The organism is Shewanella sp. SR44-3, assembly GCF_014163735.1.
Taxonomy (GTDB): domain Bacteria; phylum Pseudomonadota; class Gammaproteobacteria; order Enterobacterales; family Shewanellaceae; genus Shewanella.
Genome location: NZ_JACJDV010000008.1, coordinates 1 through 15,458, shown reverse-complemented (window position 1 = coordinate 15,458; position 15,458 = coordinate 1). Strand labels below are relative to the sequence as shown.

General features: G+C 47.0%; 12 protein-coding genes. 4 read left to right on the top strand and 8 right to left on the bottom strand.

Annotated elements, in window-relative coordinates; translation table 11 throughout:
* Positions 1 to 51 precede the first annotated feature (51 nt).
* The 5 genes from H5073_RS06585 to H5073_RS06565 all read right to left on the bottom strand — a co-directional run bounded on the left by H5073_RS06585 (position 52) and on the right by H5073_RS06565 (position 5,544).
* Positions 52 to 1,227, bottom strand: coding sequence for a type III PLP-dependent enzyme (locus H5073_RS06585; RefSeq protein ID WP_182678159.1), 1,176 nt, complete (start codon positions 1,225 to 1,227; stop codon positions 52 to 54).
* A 225-nt stretch (positions 1,228 to 1,452) separates the two neighbouring features.
* Entirely contained in the window at positions 1,453 to 2,331 is an 879-nt protein-coding gene (locus H5073_RS06580) for a radical SAM protein (protein ID WP_182678157.1), read from the bottom strand.
* A complete protein-coding gene (locus H5073_RS06575) occupies positions 2,315 to 2,791 on the bottom strand; it encodes a GNAT family N-acetyltransferase (protein WP_182678155.1) in 477 nt (158 codons plus the stop codon). Before H5073_RS06575 ends, H5073_RS06580 begins: the two co-directional genes overlap by 17 nt.
* A 10-nt stretch (positions 2,792 to 2,801) precedes the next feature.
* A complete protein-coding gene (locus H5073_RS06570; RefSeq protein ID WP_182678153.1) occupies positions 2,802 to 4,400 on the bottom strand; it encodes an MDR family MFS transporter in 1,599 nt (532 codons plus the stop codon).
* A 40-nt stretch (positions 4,401 to 4,440) separates the two neighbouring features.
* Positions 4,441 to 5,544: an HlyD family secretion protein gene (locus H5073_RS06565; RefSeq protein ID WP_182678150.1), complete on the bottom strand. Its 1,104-nt coding sequence runs from the start codon at positions 5,542 to 5,544 to the stop codon at positions 4,441 to 4,443.
* A gap of 157 nt (positions 5,545 to 5,701) precedes the next feature.
* On the opposite strand from H5073_RS06565, the gene H5073_RS06560 reads away from it, so the two are divergent.
* A complete protein-coding gene (locus H5073_RS06560) occupies positions 5,702 to 6,625 on the top strand; it encodes a LysR family transcriptional regulator (RefSeq protein WP_182678148.1) in 924 nt (307 codons plus the stop codon).
* Between the two features lie 12 nt (positions 6,626 to 6,637).
* On the opposite strand, the gene H5073_RS06555 is transcribed toward H5073_RS06560, so the two are convergent.
* Positions 6,638 to 7,252: a TetR/AcrR family transcriptional regulator gene (locus H5073_RS06555; RefSeq protein ID WP_182678146.1), complete on the bottom strand. Its 615-nt coding sequence runs from the start codon at positions 7,250 to 7,252 to the stop codon at positions 6,638 to 6,640.
* Positions 7,253 to 7,476: 224 nt separating this feature from the next.
* On the opposite strand from H5073_RS06555, the gene H5073_RS06550 reads away from it, so the two are divergent.
* From H5073_RS06550 to H5073_RS06540, 3 genes are read left to right on the top strand one after another with little or no spacing between them, the layout of a single operon-like run.
* The gene (locus H5073_RS06550; protein WP_182678144.1) at positions 7,477 to 8,730 is read left to right on the top strand and encodes an efflux RND transporter periplasmic adaptor subunit; all 1,254 of its coding nucleotides are present in this window, start codon (positions 7,477 to 7,479) and stop codon (positions 8,728 to 8,730) included.
* A 12-nt stretch (positions 8,731 to 8,742) separates the two neighbouring features.
* Positions 8,743 to 11,910, top strand: a complete 3,168-nt coding sequence (locus tag H5073_RS06545; RefSeq protein ID WP_182678142.1) for an efflux RND transporter permease subunit — start codon at positions 8,743 to 8,745, stop codon at positions 11,908 to 11,910.
* A complete protein-coding gene (locus H5073_RS06540; RefSeq protein WP_182678140.1) occupies positions 11,903 to 13,390 on the top strand; it encodes an efflux transporter outer membrane subunit in 1,488 nt (495 codons plus the stop codon). Before H5073_RS06545 ends, H5073_RS06540 begins: the two co-directional genes overlap by 8 nt.
* Before the next feature lie 804 nt (positions 13,391 to 14,194).
* Here H5073_RS06540 and H5073_RS06535 read toward each other — a convergent pair.
* Positions 14,195 to 14,722, bottom strand: a complete 528-nt coding sequence (locus H5073_RS06535; RefSeq protein WP_220487989.1) for a hypothetical protein — start codon at positions 14,720 to 14,722, stop codon at positions 14,195 to 14,197.
* A 427-nt stretch (positions 14,723 to 15,149) separates the two neighbouring features.
* Complete coding sequence (locus H5073_RS06530) at positions 15,150 to 15,359, bottom strand: hypothetical protein (RefSeq protein ID WP_182678330.1); 210 nt, start codon at positions 15,357 to 15,359, stop codon at positions 15,150 to 15,152.
* Positions 15,360 to 15,458: the final 99 nt, after the last annotated feature.

Below are 15,458 nucleotides of genomic sequence, written 5' to 3'. Positions count from 1 at the left end.
ACTCTAAAACAAAAAAGGACGCCAAGGCGTCCTTTTTTACTGCCAACTCACTTACAAGTAGTAATCTTTAAGCGGTGGGAAACCGTTAAAGCACACCGCGGAATACGTGGTGGTATAGGCACCCGCAGTTAACCAGAACATGCGATCGCCAATGGCTAGATCATCCGGCAAACCATAGCTGTAGTGCTCATACATGATATCTGCACTGTCACAGGTCGGTCCTGCGATAACGCACTTATCTAGCTCCCCCGTTCTGTCGGTATAAATCGGGAACTTAATGGCTTCATCTGTGGTTTCAATCAAACCAGAGAACTTACCTACATCGGTAAATACCCATCGTTCAAGGGCAGTGTTTGATTTACGAGAAATCAATACCACCTCAGACACCAACACACCGGCATTGGATAATAATGAGCGACCTGGCTCTAGAATGATCTCTGGTAAATCATCACCGAAATCTTCTTTTAAGAAATGGGTAATTTGCTCAGCATAGGTTGCTAATTCATTGGTTTTATCAATATAGTTAGCAGGGAAGCCACCGCCTAAATTGATCATCTTCAATGTGATGCCATGCTCTTCCTTAAGACGCTCGTAAATGCCTTTAACTTTACCAATCGCCGAGTCCCAAGCACCGATATCACGTTGCTGTGAGCCCACATGGAAAGAAATACCGTGCGGCACTAGGCCAAGCTCACGGGCTAGCACTAATAAGTCATAGGCCATTTCGTTTTGACAGCCAAACTTACGTGACAAAGGCCAATCAGCCGTGTGGGTGCCTTCAGTAAGAATGCGCACATACACCTTTGAGCCTGGTGCTTCTTCGGCAATCATACGTAAATCGGCTTCTGAGTCAGAGGCAAACATACGCACCCCTTGCTCGTAGAAAGAGCGTACATCGACGCGTTTTTTGATGGTGTTGCCGTAGCTGACCCTATCTGTAGAAACCCCAATTGAGGTCACCATTTCTAATTCATAAATAGAGGCGATATCAAAGTTCGAGCCTTTATCGCGCAACAGGGTTAATACTTCTTTGGCCGGATTTGCCTTAACTGCATAATACACATTTGCGTAAGGAAAATTTTTCACCATATCATCGTATTGTTTCGCAATGATCTTGGTATCTATGACCACGAAAGGAGTTGGTTTGTCTTTAGCAAACTCCTTGATCTGGTTAAAAGTGTCCGTCTCATAATAATCTGCAACATCAATCGATTGAAATTGGCTCATTAGGCCAGTGCCTCCTGTAGTTGGGCGTAAAAAATAGCAATTAACTGCTTGAAATAAAACAGCCGCAGTAAACGATATTTTCACGCAATACGCAACGAATTTTTATGCATAAAGAGTAATTTTTTATGCCTACAGCTTTGAAGTCACCTTCAAAGGGGATACAACAAACTTAGCACAGTTCAATTAGGCTTTCTGTAAAAGTCATTCAAATTCCATAACGTCTCACTACAAGCCTCGCTGCCATTCTTGGCGAAGTGGAATCGTGCCTTTTATTGCATGTTCAACTTGGGCCACCAGCGCCGATTTGTCTTTACCCAGCACGCCCTTAAGCACTAAATAATTAGACGCGTGATCTGAGCGAAAGATGGTTTTTTCAAGCTCCAAATGGCTAAGTAATATGCCCATTTCTTTGAGCAAGCCTTGAGTATCGGGAAGCACAAACTTGCCGCCAAATACTTTGTCCATCCGCTCAGTGCCTAAAGGTAAACTCACCACTAAGGTCGACAGATAATCAGGCTGGGCGGCATTCATTAATCGCGCCGAATTAAGCGCATGCTGCTCGGATAACGCCACTCCGCCTAGGCCCATTAAAATCATCACAGATGATTTCATTCCCGCTTGTTTAATTTTCTCAAGCGCGGCGAGTGATGAAGCAAAATTCTCGCCCTTTTCGATGAGGGTCAGCACTTGGTCATCACCACTTTCGCAGCCCACATACAAAAGAGATAACCCCATGGTTTTTAGCTCTTGAAGCTGCTCAACCGTCTTATTGGTTAAATTTCGCGGTAAACAATAACTGCTGATGCGAGTCACACTGGGAAGGTGGGTATTAATCAGTTCACAGATTTCTTTTAGGCGCTTAAAAGGCAGGCTCATGGCATCACCATCGGCGAGAAAAACCCGAGCTATGGGATAGCCAGACGCGGCCGCAGTGAGAATATCTTGCTCTATTTTATCGAGTTTTTGTGCGCGAAATTGCTTTTGCGGCTGAGTATACATGTCACAAAAACTGCAATTATTCCAGCTACAGCCATTGGTGACTTGTAAAATCAGTGACTTCCACTCCGATGGCGGGCGAAATACCGGTTCAATATAATCGATCATTGTGTTGTGGCCTTTGAAATAACATGTCTAAATGGGGAATGCCATCTTCGAGGTAGACCTCTGAATTAACGACAAAATTAAGCCCTTGGTAGAAGTGACTTAAATATTCTTGGGCGCCAATTTGAATCCCGGCCTCAGGCCAAGTCTTAAGAGCTGTCTCTATGCTTATTTGCATCAATTGCTGAGCCAGACCTTGGCCCCGCCCTGCTTTGGCTACCGCCACGCGGCCTATGCTGGCTTGGAGGTAACTCAGACCTGGAGCCAACAAACGGCTATAGGCCAATAAGCGGCCTTCATCATCTGTGCCCAGTACATGTAAGGTTTGTGGGTGCCTGTCTTTACCATCAAGTTCTGGATAAGCACAGGCTTGCTCAACCACAAAAATATCTGTCCGCAGGGTTAGTAGCTCATACAAGCTGTCTGTGGTGAGCTGTGAAAAAGTAACCACGTTCCAATTCATCTTGGCTCCGCTAGTGAAAATCACCTCCGCCACGGCTATCGGCTTGAGGTTTGCGGATACACAATACCGCAACTACAGCAATTAACAAACAGCCGCTCATGATCAAAAACACATCATTATAGGCTTGAATATAGGCTTGCTGAGTTAAGGTCTGGCTTAATAGCAGTTGCGCCTGGGCTTTAGCTGCATAGGCATCGGAGCCAGCCCCTTGCAACATAGCGCTAGTGCTAGACAGGTATTCATAGGCGCTGTCACTCACCCTAGGTAAGGATTCTTTCAGCCGTGCTAAGTGACTGCGGGACAAGGTATCGACTAAAGTGGCTACCAGCGCAATACCACAGGCGCCGCCTAAGTTTCGCATCACATTGAGCACAGTTGAAGCCGACGCATTGTGCTCCGCCTTAATGTGCATAGTGGCTAAAATCCCGATGGGAACCAACACAAAAGGTTGCCCCAGCGCGCGCACTATCTGGGAGAATATCATCTGATCGCCAGCATAATCTGCGCTCATATGGCTATTCATATAATAGCTAAAACCAAACAGCGCAAAACCAAAGGCTGCCAGATAACGGCTATCAAACTTTTTCATCATTCTAGGCACTAAAGGCAAGACCAACAGCTGCGGAAAGCCCATCCACATGATGACTTTACCTATTTCTAATGGAGTGTAATTATGAATTTGCGACAGGTATAACGGGATCATATAAATAGCGCCAAACAAGGCCATTCCCAGTAAAAAATATGCCAGAGTCGACAGCGCAAAATCTCGCTGAGCTAATAGACGAATATTGACTAAAGGCTGGGGCTTTTTAAGTTGGATCCAAATAAATAACCCTATGTTAACTACGGCAAGAATGCTCAGATTTCTAATAAGATCAGAGCCAAACCAGTCTTTGCGATTGCCCTCTTCTAGCACCACTTCTAAGCAGCCCATGCCAATAGCCATAGTGATAATGCCAGAATAGTCGGCGTTTTTAAGTTTTTCCCAAATAATGGGCTTTTTCTCGAGCCCATGGGCCAACATGGCCATCACTAATAAGCCTGGCGGCACATTGATGTAAAACAAATAATGCCAGCTAAATTCTTGAGTTAACCAGCCACCCAAGGTTGGGCCAATAGACGGTGCAAAAGTCGCCGTTACCCCAAAGAGCGCCATACCGACAGCGCGTTTATCATCGGGTAAACATTCCAAAATAAGCCTGAAAGCCAAAGGGATCAGTGCGCCGCCAAAAAAGCCCTGCAAGGCGCGAAAAACGATCATCGACTCTAAATTCCAAGCCATGGAGCACAACAAAGAAGCCAGAATAAAAAACGCCGCATTCCAGAGTAAATAGCGCCGCGCCGATAAACCATTACTGAGCCAGCCAGACAGAGGAATGGCGATCATTTCAGCCACCAAATAGGCGGTAGCTATCCAGCTGGCTTCCTCTAAGGTTGCTCCTAGACTGCCTTGAATTTCTTTCATTGAGGCATTGGTTATTTGAATATCTAAAATCGCCATAAAGGCGCCAATAAGACCACCAAAAACGGCAATCCAAGCACGGCGACTGCCACGCTCAAAACCCGCGGATTGGGTTTGGGCTGTTAACGCTAGGGCGGCTGTACTCATAGGTAAACACTCATAAATGGATTAGCAAAGCTTAAGGCGATTAATGCGATCGACTAGCCACAAGCTCAGCTTGAGCTGTCGTCGCTGAAGTATCTACATCGACAACCACGCTCAGCCCTGGGATCAAACCTGAATGAATCTCAGCATTTAATGTGCGCGCGCTAAGCTCAGTACGCCCTATAAGCTCATCGGCCTCAAGCCTTATTCTGACCGGAATGCGCTGCACAATTTTGGTGAAATTTCCGGTAGCATTTTCCGCAGGCAATAAACTAAATTGCGAACCCGATGCCGGAGAGAAGCTCTCAACCACGCCATAAAACTGGCTGCCTGGGAAGGCGTCCACACTCACCTTGACCCTTTGGCCCACTTGCATGTGTTGAATTTGAGTTTCTTTAAAGTTAGCGTTTATCCATACGCCCGTATCTGGCACTAAGCTAAACAAAGCTTGCCCCGGCTGAACATATTGGCCCACCAAGGCACCACGCTTACCTATCACCCCAGAAAAAGGTGCGGTTATGCGGGTATCTTGCAATTGGATCTTCGCCAATGCCAAGTTAGCGCTAGCCTGCTTAACGTCTGAATCCAATTGAGTTAACTGGGCCGTAAACACAGCTAATTCACGCTGTTTAGCCACTAACGCCGCCTTGGCTTGATCCAAATGAGCCGAAGAAGAATCAAATGCTGACTGTAACTGGTCGACATTATCTTGGGAGCTGTAATTACTGATTTTAAGTTTTTGAGAGCGAGCTAATTGTTGCCGCGCTATTTTTCTGTCAGACACAGCAGCCACCACCCCGGCTTGAGCTTGATTAATTAGCGCCCCTTGTAAGTCAACTTTTGCCGCTAGGGTCTGTAACTCAGCCTTAGCACTGGCTAGCTGAGCATCGGCCTGCTCTACTCGGGCATGAAACTGGTTATCTTCCAGTTGCGCCAATAAGTCACCCTGGTTCACATGTTGGTTATCCACCACATCGGCCTGCACCACATAACCTGGTACTTTAGCGCTCACATGAGAGATATCCGCCTGAATATACGCATTATTCGTGGATTCAATAAACCTCACTTGGCTCCACCAGTAATAGCCTGCTGCGATCACGGCAAACAGGATCACAGGGACAATAACACCCATTTTTTTGTTGGACATAACAGACTCCTTGATTAGTGTTAGCTATTTTACTACTGTCTCAACAAAATGATTAGATAGCTAAAAAAACACTTACTGTTGCACTGTCGCAACAATCAAACAATGACCCGCTTTCACAGTAACCAATAAGCTAGATGTCATAACGAGGAGATAAACAATGGATTTAAATCGCGTACTGATTTTTGCCCAAGTGGTCGAGCAAGGCAGTTTTACCGCTGCGGCCAAGGCACTTGGCCTGACAAAATCCACCATAAGCCGTAAGGTGGCTGAACTTGAGGCCGATGCGGGCGCCCAACTGTTGTTTCGCACCACCCGCGCCTTAAAACTTACCGAGGCTGGGGCAAATTACTACAACAAAATCAGCAAAATACTCCTCGATTTACAAAGTGCAGAAGATCAACTCAGCGAACAGCAACAGGTGATAAAGGGGAACTTAAAAATTGTCTGCCCTATCGAATTAGGCCAGCTTATTTTAGGCAGAATGTTCGCCCAGTTTTTACGTCAATACCCAGAAATAACCATAGAGGCAGAACTGACCAACCGTAAAGTGGATGTGATTGAGGAGGGGGTAGACATTTTATTTCAAATCACCCAAAGTCATGATCCGCGCCTGCAAAGCTATGCCCTATCAAACTCACACAAAACCTTAGTGGCAAGTCCAGAGTATTTGGCACGTTATGGCACGCCGCTGCTGCCAATGGATTTATTAGCCCATAAGGTCATAAAGTTACAATCGGCGCATATTGATGGCAGTTGGAATATTTTTGATGGTAAAACTTGGCTGCACTTAGATCCAGGTGCTCAACTTACAGTAAACAATGTCACCTTAGCCAGAGAAGCGGCAATAGAAGGGCTTGGAATAGCTCAGATACCTAGCTTTATCGCCCAAGAAGCATTAGATAAAGGCCAGCTAATCACCCTACTCAATGACTACCCTTTATCACAAACTAAGGTTGTCCTTTGCTATCCTCAACGGGCATATTTACCCAGAAAGTATCGAGTATTTATCGAATTTCTTTACGCCAGCATGGAAAAGCGCTTAGGTGAGTTAATTCTTGAAAAACCTGATTTTATTGCATAAAAAAATAACACGCTACTTGCCAGTACTGGTGAATAGTATCTCTAGAGCAAACTCTGCAATTTCCATTAACTGCTCAGAGCTAGCACCATTGGTAGATTGAATCGTCATGCCATTAATTAACGTCATCAGATAACGAGCCAATATTTCAGGAGAGCCATTAATAAACTCACCTTCAGCTAATGCGCGCTCAAAGCGTTCTTGCAGGGCATGCTCACCTTCGAGACGACGTTCAATTAGCGCCGCTTTAATACTGGAATTTTGCTCGCTACAGGCCAATGCCCCTTGGACTATCACGCAGCCTTGAGGGTGGCTCTTATCGGCTAGGCTAAGCGCCGCGCCCTTAAGTAAACTCGCGATCACCTCAGAGGCTGTCGCTTGCGCTAAGGCTGGAGTAAAAAAACCGCAGGGACGATTGGAATAAAGATCTATCGCCTTAAGAAATAACTCTTCCTTGTTACCAAAGGTCGAGTACAAACTCGGTTTGTTAATTCCCATCGCCTTGGTTAAGTCCGTTAACGAGGTGCCTTCATAACCCTTTTGCCAAAATACCTCTAACGCCTTTTCTAAGGCTTCTTCGGGATCAAACGCTCGCGGACGGCCTAAGGCTGAACAGGATGTAGCAGACATATAACACTCCTCGCTTAACAATTCTCCACATAATAAACAGCCCCAAAGCCCTTGTCTAGGCAATCACAGTTTAGTGTTCATGCTTTCACAATAAGCCCCAAGACTAAATTACCAATCGGTACAAAAAAGATTGACTCATTATCTAAAATGGATAATCATACCGACCGGTACAAATATTCTTGCTCTTTTTAGCAACGATTGCAAACACTATTAAGGAAATTGTCATGGCGACGACAAATACACGTAAAAAATTCATCTTAGGTAACCTGACAGCTGTGGTGTTATCTGCGTTGGCCTTGTCGGCCTGTGGCAGTCCAGAAGCTGCAACCCCACAACAACCTATGGCACCACAAATTTCTGTCGCCAATGTGTTAGTTGAGCGCATCACAGAATGGGACGAGTTCACCGGCCGCCTGCAAGCCCCTGAAACTGTAACCTTGATGCCAAGGGTGTCGGGTTATATTGAGTCAGTAAATTTTGCAGAAGGCGCTTTGGTCAAACAAGGTGAGCCATTATTTCAAATTGATTCCCGCGCCTTTAAAGCCGAAGTGGCTCGATTAAAAGCCAATCTTGAAAGCGCTAAAACTGCCAACACTTTAGCCATTAATGACTATCAACGGGCTAAGACGCTTAGCGATCAAAAAGCCATTTCAGCCGAAATGCTAGATAGCCGTTTTGCCCGCAAGCAGCAAAGCCTTGCTGAAGTTGCCGCCATTGAAGCGGCTTTAATGAAAGCCGAACTGGATTTGTCATTCACCACAGTAACGGCGCCCATTACAGGCCGAGTGTCTAACGCCCTTATCACCCGTGGTAACTATGTTAATGCCGGCCAAAGCCAGCTTACTCAAATCGTTTCCACCGCAAAAATGTACGCTTATTTTGATATCGACGAGCAAACCTACCTTAAGTACGCCCAGCTTAGCGAGCAAGGCAAGCGCGCCGATAATCGCAGCAGCGAACAAAGCGTGTATTTAGCCCTTGCTAACGAAACTGAATTTAACCGTTTAGGCGCTGTGGATTTTGTCGATAACTCGCTCAATCAACAAACCGGCACGCTGCGCCTTCGCGCAAGCTTTGATAATGCCGAGGGTGATTTATTGCCTGGGCTGTTTGCCAAAATTCGCCTCGCGGGCAGCGCAAGCTACGACGGAGTATTAATCGATGACAAAGCCATAGGCACGGATTTAAGCAGCAAATACGTGCTATTGGTCAACGACACCAATCAGCTGGAATACCGCCCGGTGACCTTAGGTGAAAAAGTCCATGGACTTCGCATCGTCACCCAAGGATTAACGGCCAAAGACAGGATTGTTATCAATGGCATGCAAAAAGTCAGACCTGGCATGCAGGTGGAGCCGAACATGCTTCCCATGGCACCAGAGGCTGAGCTTGAGCAGCTGCGCCAGAAACAAGCCCGTTTAGACAAAGCACAACAAGCATTAACAGCGCAAACTGCCACCAGCAGCACCCGCGGCTAAGGAAATAGACTTATGTTCTCACAATTTTTTATTAAACGGCCTATCTTCGCCGCAGTGATCTCCTTGATGTTCTTCATCGCAGGCGCTATCGCTGTGTGGAAGTTACCTATTACCGAATACCCAGAAGTGGTGCCGCCAACTGTGGTGGTTACCGCAAGTTACCCAGGCGCCAACCCAAAAGTGATTGCCGAGACTGTGGCATCTCCCCTTGAGCAGGAAATCAACGGCGTTGAAGACATGCTGTATATGTCATCCCAAGCCACCTCCGATGGCCTGATGACGCTAACCATTACCTTCGCCATTGGCACAGATGTGGACCGCGCTCAGACTCAGGTGCAAGCCCGCGTTGATAGAGCAACGCCGCGCCTGCCTCAAGAAGTGCAGCGCCTAGGCATAGTGACAGAAAAATCATCGCCAGATTTAACCATGGTGGTGCATTTAACCTCGCCAGATCAACGCTATGACATGCTGTATTTGTCAAATTATGCGGCGCTAAACGTTAAAGATGAGCTGGCCCGTATCGAAGGCGTGGGCGCAGTGCGCTTATTTGGCGCCGGCGAATACAGCCTGCGTATTTGGTTAGATCCCAACAAAATGGCCGGTTTAAACTTGTCACCCGCCCAAGTGCTTGCGGCGGTGCGTGAGCAAAACCAGCAAGCCGCGGCAGGTAGCCTTGGCGCTCAGCCGAGCGGCGGCGCGGACTTTCAGTTGCTTATCAACGTCAAAGGCCGCTTAAGCACGGTTGAAGAATTTGAAGACATCATTATCAATGTAGGCCCACAAGGTGAGCTTAGCCGCCTAAGGGATGTGGCCAGAGTCGAGCTCGGCGCCAGCACGTATGCGCTGCGATCCTTACTTGATAATCAAGACGCTATCGCCATTCCTGTGTTCCAAGCCTCAGGCTCGAATGCGATTCAGATTTCTGATGATGTGCGCGCAAAAATGAGCGAGCTGTCAGCCTCTTTCCCCGACGGCTTAAGCTATGACATAGTGTATGACCCAACCGTGTTTGTGCGCGGCTCTATCGAAGCGGTAGTCAAAACCTTGTTTGAAGCCATATTATTGGTGGTATTAGTGGTGGTGCTGTTTTTGCAAACTTGGCGCGCTTCTATAATCCCCTTAGTGGCCGTGCCTGTGTCCTTGGTGGGTACCTTTGCCTTCATGCATTTACTGGGTTTCTCGTTAAATGCGCTATCACTCTTTGGCCTAGTGCTGGCAATTGGTATTGTGGTCGATGACGCCATCGTCGTGGTTGAAAACGTTGAGCGTAATATCGGCGATGGTCTCTCCCCAGTAGCGGCTACTCAAAAAGCCATGAAAGAAGTGACTGGCCCTATTATTGCCACCACGCTTGTACTAGCAGCGGTATTTATCCCCACCGCCTTTATGGCAGGATTAACCGGGCAATTCTATAAACAGTTTGCGCTAACCATCACCATTTCGACCTTTATTTCGGCGTTAAACTCGCTGACATTAAGCCCAGCGCTTGCTGCATTATTACTAAAAGGCCATGATGCGCCAAAAGATGGCTTAACCCGCGCCATGGACAAGCTATTCGGCACTTGGTTATTCAAGCCCTTTAACCGCATGTTCGATAAGGCATCCCGTGGTTACGGCTTTATCGTTAAAAAAGTCATCCGCTTTGGCGCCATCGTCGGCATCATCTACCTAGCCTTAGTGGCACTGACTGGTGCTATGTTTGTTAACACCCCAACGGGCTACGTGCCAGGGCAAGACAAGCAATACCTAGTGGCGTTTGCACAGCTCCCTGATGCAGCATCCTTGGATCGCACCGAAGCGGTAATCAAGCAGATGTCAGAAATTGCGCTAGCGCAACCCGGTGTCGCTCACTCGGTGGCCTTCCCAGGTCTTAGCATCAATGGTTTCACCAATAGCCCAAACAGCGGCATCGTCTTTACCCCACTGGATGACTTTAGTGAGCGCACAGACCCAAGCTTATCGGCGCAGGCGATTGCCATGCAGCTAAACCAAAAGTTTGCCGCCATTGAAGGCGCCTTTATCGCTATCTTCCCGCCGCCGCCAGTGCAAGGCTTAGGCACCATTGGTGGCTTTAGATTGCAAATTCAAGACAAGGGCAACTTAGGCTACGACGAGCTGTACAAGGTCACTATGCAGGTAATGCAAAAAGCGTGGGGCACCCCAGCGCTTACCGGGGTATTTTCAAGCTATCAGGTGAATGTGCCGCAGCTTGATCTCAATATCGATCGCACCAAGGCCAAGCAGCAAGGCGTGTCACTGGATGAAGTATTCCAAACCCTGCAAACCTACATGGGCTCAACTTACGTTAACGACTTCAACCAGTTTGGTCGTACTTATCAAGTAAAAATGCAGGCCGATGAGCAGTTCCGTCAAACGCCAGAGCAAATTAGCCAGATAAAAGTGCGTAACCAGCAAGGCGACATGGTGCCGCTGGGCTCGTTTATTAACGTCACCCAAGTGGCAGGCCCAGACAGAGTCATGCATTACAACGCCTACACCACGGCAGAGTTAAACGGCGGCCCAGCCCCTGGTTATAGCTCGGGTGAAGCCCAAGCGGCCATAGAGAAAATCTTGGCGGAAACCCTGCCAAATGGCATGACCTATGAGTGGACTGAAATCACCTACCAGCAAATTCTGGCAGGCAACGCCGGCTTGTTAGTCTTCCCGCTAGTGATCTTGTTAGTGTTTATGGTGTTAGCCGCCCAATATGAAAGCCTAAGCTTACCTATGGCCATCATATTGATTATCCCTATGACCTTATTGTCAGCCTTAAGCGGCGTGCTGCTCTACGGCGGAGACAACAACATCTTCACTCAGATTGGCTTAATTGTCTTGGTGGGGCTGGCGACCAAAAATGCCATCTTAATCGTTGAATTTGCAAAAGAACTGCAAGATGAAGGCATGAATGTGATGGACGCAATTTTAGAGGCAACCCGTCTGCGTTTACGCCCGATATTAATGACCTCCATCGCCTTTATCATGGGTGTGGTGCCTATGGTGTTCTCAACCGGTGCTGGCGCTGAAATGCGTCAAGCCATGGGCGTTGCGGTATTTGCAGGCATGATAGGCGTGACCCTATTCGGCCTACTATTAACGCCATTGTTCTACCACTTTATGGCAAAGCGCCAGAAAGCAATAACCGAACCAGGCATAAATGAAGGAGTGCAAGCTAATGGCTAATCTATACCCAGCAACATCAGCTAAGAAACTGTTTAAACGCACTGCTGTGGCCATCTTAGTGGCCTCCTTGACCGCTTGTGCCAGTGTTGGCCCAGACTATCAAGCGCCCACTAAGGTGAATGAGCAAGTCATTGATAGCCAATACAGCCAAGCTGAACACAGCCTAGATTGGTGGCAAGCCTTTGATGATGTTGAACTTAACCGCATCGTCAACTTAGCATTAGCGCAAAACCGCACCTTGCTGCAGGCAAGTCTTAATGTTGAGCGCGCTCAGGCAATCTTTGGCGATACTGACAACGATATGCTGCCAAAGGGCAGCCTAGATTCCAGCTATCAAGCGGCCAAGAACCCAAGCGCCAGTAGCCAAGCTAACGACAGCATAATACGCACCAACCAAGTGGGCGCTAACTTAAGCTGGGATGTGGATTTATTTGGCAAATTGCGCCGTGCATCAGAGGCGGCCAAGGCCAACTCTGAGCAGGCAACACTCTTGTGGCGTGAAGCCCAAGTTCAGCTAATCAGCCAAGTCGCCAGCAGTTATGGCGAGCTTCGCGGCGCAGAATTAAGACACCAAGTGGCCAAGGACAACCTTGCCAGCATAGCCCAAAGTCGCAGCATTATTCATTCGCGCTTTGAAGCAGGGTTTGCCTCAGAGTTAGAGCTTTCACGCATCGATGCCCAGCGCTTTGAACTAGAAGCCAATCTGCTGCAACTTGAGCAAGATAAAGCCCGCGCTAAGGCGACACTTTCAGCTCTACTTGGCCAAACTGAGGAGTATGCGGCTAGCGTTAGTTCGAATGCTAACGTCAGTTCCAACGCTGCGCAAAGCATAGCGACCAAGGGCTCGGCCGTGAGCCAAATCCCGACCCTAAAGCAGCCTCTAGCCATGATGGACACTGCCGCAGAGCCGGTAAATTATCTACAGCACAGAGCTGACGTGGCCGCCGCCGAGCGCGCCATCGCCAGCACCAGCGCCAAAATCGGCGTTGCCAGTGCCGACTTATACCCTAATGTATCGGTCAGCGGGTTCTTAGGTTTTATTGCCCCAGCAGGCGTGAGCTTAAGCAGTGACAATCAAGCATGGTCAGTAGCCCCCAGCATTAGCTGGCAGTTGGCCGATCTGTCCTCAATCAAGTCACGCATTAAAGTGAGCGAGATAGAGCAGCAAATTGCCCTGGCCGAATTTGAGCAAACGGTATTTAATGCCTTAGCCGATATGCGCTTATCCTTAACCGGTTACAGCCTAAGTCAGCAGCAGCTCGCTAAAACCGAGCTGCAATGGCAAGCCACACTGACGGCGCTCAATATCGAAAAAGCCCGTTATCAGGCCGGAACTGGCGAGTTCCTCGCCCTACTCGATGCCGAACGTGAGCAGCTAAGCAGCCAAGACAAACTCGCCCAGATGCAGCAACAAAGCTTCAGCCAGTTGGTCAATGTCTACCGCAGTTTCGCGGGGAGTTTGAGCTTAACTAAGGGGTAGGTTTGAGGGCCTAGATCCTAGGCCCTAGAGTCGAGAACTTAAAACCTAAAGCAAAGCCAGCATACAAATGCTGGCTTTGCTTTTTAGCCCAACAACTAATAACCAGTCGCACCGCTGAAACAGGCCAAAAGTGAGAGGGGATTAATACGAGTAACTTGAACTTAGGTATACAGGATCGCCATGGCACTTCTTGTACAATAAAGAGTCATCGACACGCAGTACTTTGCTTTTGATTTAAACCATAGTTAAACCAGAGTCATCCCTGAGGGCTCGAAGAGCCAGCCACTGACATTTCATCGTACAGGCTTACCATGGCATTCACTCATCGACACGCCGTAAACTCATCCATGAGGGCTCGAACATCCCGTCTGATGTGAAGGGACTCACAAATGCCGCGATGGCATGGATGCCAAAGAGCGGCCATGGGATGGACGCTCGTCTCGCAAATTGCCACGGTTCACCTCTTGTAGCATTGGAGTAACCTGTTGACTTAAAAGGTGCATGTTCAAATTTAGCGGGGCTGTTTAAATTTTATTTAAAATTCTTGGGCAACTAAAACAGGTACAAGAATTATGAAGGCACTTAAGCTCATGCATACAGGCTCGCCATGGCATTCACTCATCGACACGCAGCAAGTCCATCCTTGGATGCTCGAACATCCCGTCTGATGTGAAGGGACTCACAAATGCCGCGATGGCATGGATGCCAAAGAGCGGCCATGGGATGGACGGTCGTCTCGCAACTCTTATAGTGTATTCGCATGGATGGCTCGTTAAATTGTTGCACGAAACCTATCTTAATTTATTAGGTGAATTTTTTGCCGTTTATGAACGAATTTACATTACTCATTTCTCCAGATCCATCTTCAACAGATACGAAAGAAGCATGTTTATTTAAAGTGATTAATAAACTTTCAAGCTCTAGAGGATCTTCAGGTTGCTTGACTAAAATTGATGTCAACTGATATGCACCTCTATTGTCATTACTACTTACAACATAATCAAAATCACCAAGCTCTGCGATCATCATGCTTAAATTAAGAATCTTTCCACCCCTGGCAAGATTCGCATCAAAAGCCATTGCCCAAACGGTCTTTGAATATGGAATGTCTTCTTGTTCTTCATCTTCAGAAGAACGTTCATATTTTACAATATATGTACCTTTGGGAAACGCGTCTAAACGCTTTTCCATAGCCTGTGCAACAAACCGTGGTGAAGTTGTATTAGACACAACTATCGATACACTATTGCCAAAGCTAATCGATAACAGGGTTATACCAGCGGCCGATTTCAACCATTTTAATAATTTTGCTCGGCTAAATTTTTTCTTCATCTCCCACTCCATTTACATAACATTAAGCTCAGATAAGTGGACAAAAATAATGGATTACATCACGCAACACAGGTAGCTATAAGCAACTATTTTAGTTTTATTTTATTGTGTTTTGTTTAACTCCCACCTTCTTTAATCATGTTCACGGCAAATTGAACCAGCCATTATAAAACAACATAATGTACTTTCGACATGCGCTCAAGCAAGATTTAGGTGCTTCATTGCTAGAAGGCTAATATCGGATGCGTTTCTGGAAGATGATTGACTAAATGAATTGGTTTCATCCAGAAACGGTGATTTTTAGCCATAATGCCCCAATCCATTGGTTTATTGGAAGTATTAAGATGAATGGTTATTACAGGGAGGGTGATGTCAGCCCGCTTTTAAGTGCCTCTTTTAACGCTGTATGCCACTCTAATCATGAGATTCACCGCCCTGGAAATGCAATGTTAGAAAAAGGCCAATCATTAGATAGCCAGTCAAGGACTGCCCCATAAAGCGTTTTATCTAAAGCCAAACTATCATCACGGATCCATAAATATACTTCACAATCGTAATCTTGCGATTGACTCGGATCGATATAAACAGAGCCTAGGCATTTGGTGTTGCTGGGGTAGCGTTCATAATTCTGTGTCATTTCAGTAAACTGTACAAAAACAGGAATGACACATGACTCAACCTTTTAACTTTGAACAAGCCCTTAAAGATCTTCAAGCGGGTAAAAATCTCACAGGCA

Bases quoted from the DNA above. Each gene is read 5' to 3' on its own strand.
- H5073_RS06585 (WP_182678159.1), bottom strand. From the start codon at position 1,227: ATGAGCCAATTTCAATCGATTGATGTTGCAGATTATTATGAGACGGAC.
- H5073_RS06580 (WP_182678157.1), bottom strand. From the start codon at position 2,331: ATGATCGATTATATTGAACCGGTATTTCGCCCGCCATCGGAGTGGAAG.
- H5073_RS06575 (WP_182678155.1), bottom strand. From the start codon at position 2,791: ATGAATTGGAACGTGGTTACTTTTTCACAGCTCACCACAGACAGCTTG.
- H5073_RS06570 (WP_182678153.1), bottom strand. From the start codon at position 4,400: ATGAGTACAGCCGCCCTAGCGTTAACAGCCCAAACCCAATCCGCGGGT.
- H5073_RS06565 (WP_182678150.1), bottom strand. From the start codon at position 5,544: ATGTCCAACAAAAAAATGGGTGTTATTGTCCCTGTGATCCTGTTTGCC.
- H5073_RS06560 (WP_182678148.1), top strand. From the start codon at position 5,702: ATGGATTTAAATCGCGTACTGATTTTTGCCCAAGTGGTCGAGCAAGGC.
- H5073_RS06555 (WP_182678146.1), bottom strand. From the start codon at position 7,252: ATGTCTGCTACATCCTGTTCAGCCTTAGGCCGTCCGCGAGCGTTTGAT.
- H5073_RS06550 (WP_182678144.1), top strand. From the start codon at position 7,477: ATGGCGACGACAAATACACGTAAAAAATTCATCTTAGGTAACCTGACA.
- H5073_RS06545 (WP_182678142.1), top strand. From the start codon at position 8,743: ATGTTCTCACAATTTTTTATTAAACGGCCTATCTTCGCCGCAGTGATC.
- H5073_RS06540 (WP_182678140.1), top strand. From the start codon at position 11,903: ATGGCTAATCTATACCCAGCAACATCAGCTAAGAAACTGTTTAAACGC.
- H5073_RS06535 (WP_220487989.1), bottom strand. From the start codon at position 14,722: ATGAAGAAAAAATTTAGCCGAGCAAAATTATTAAAATGGTTGAAATCG.
- H5073_RS06530 (WP_182678330.1), bottom strand. From the start codon at position 15,359: ATGACACAGAATTATGAACGCTACCCCAGCAACACCAAATGCCTAGGC.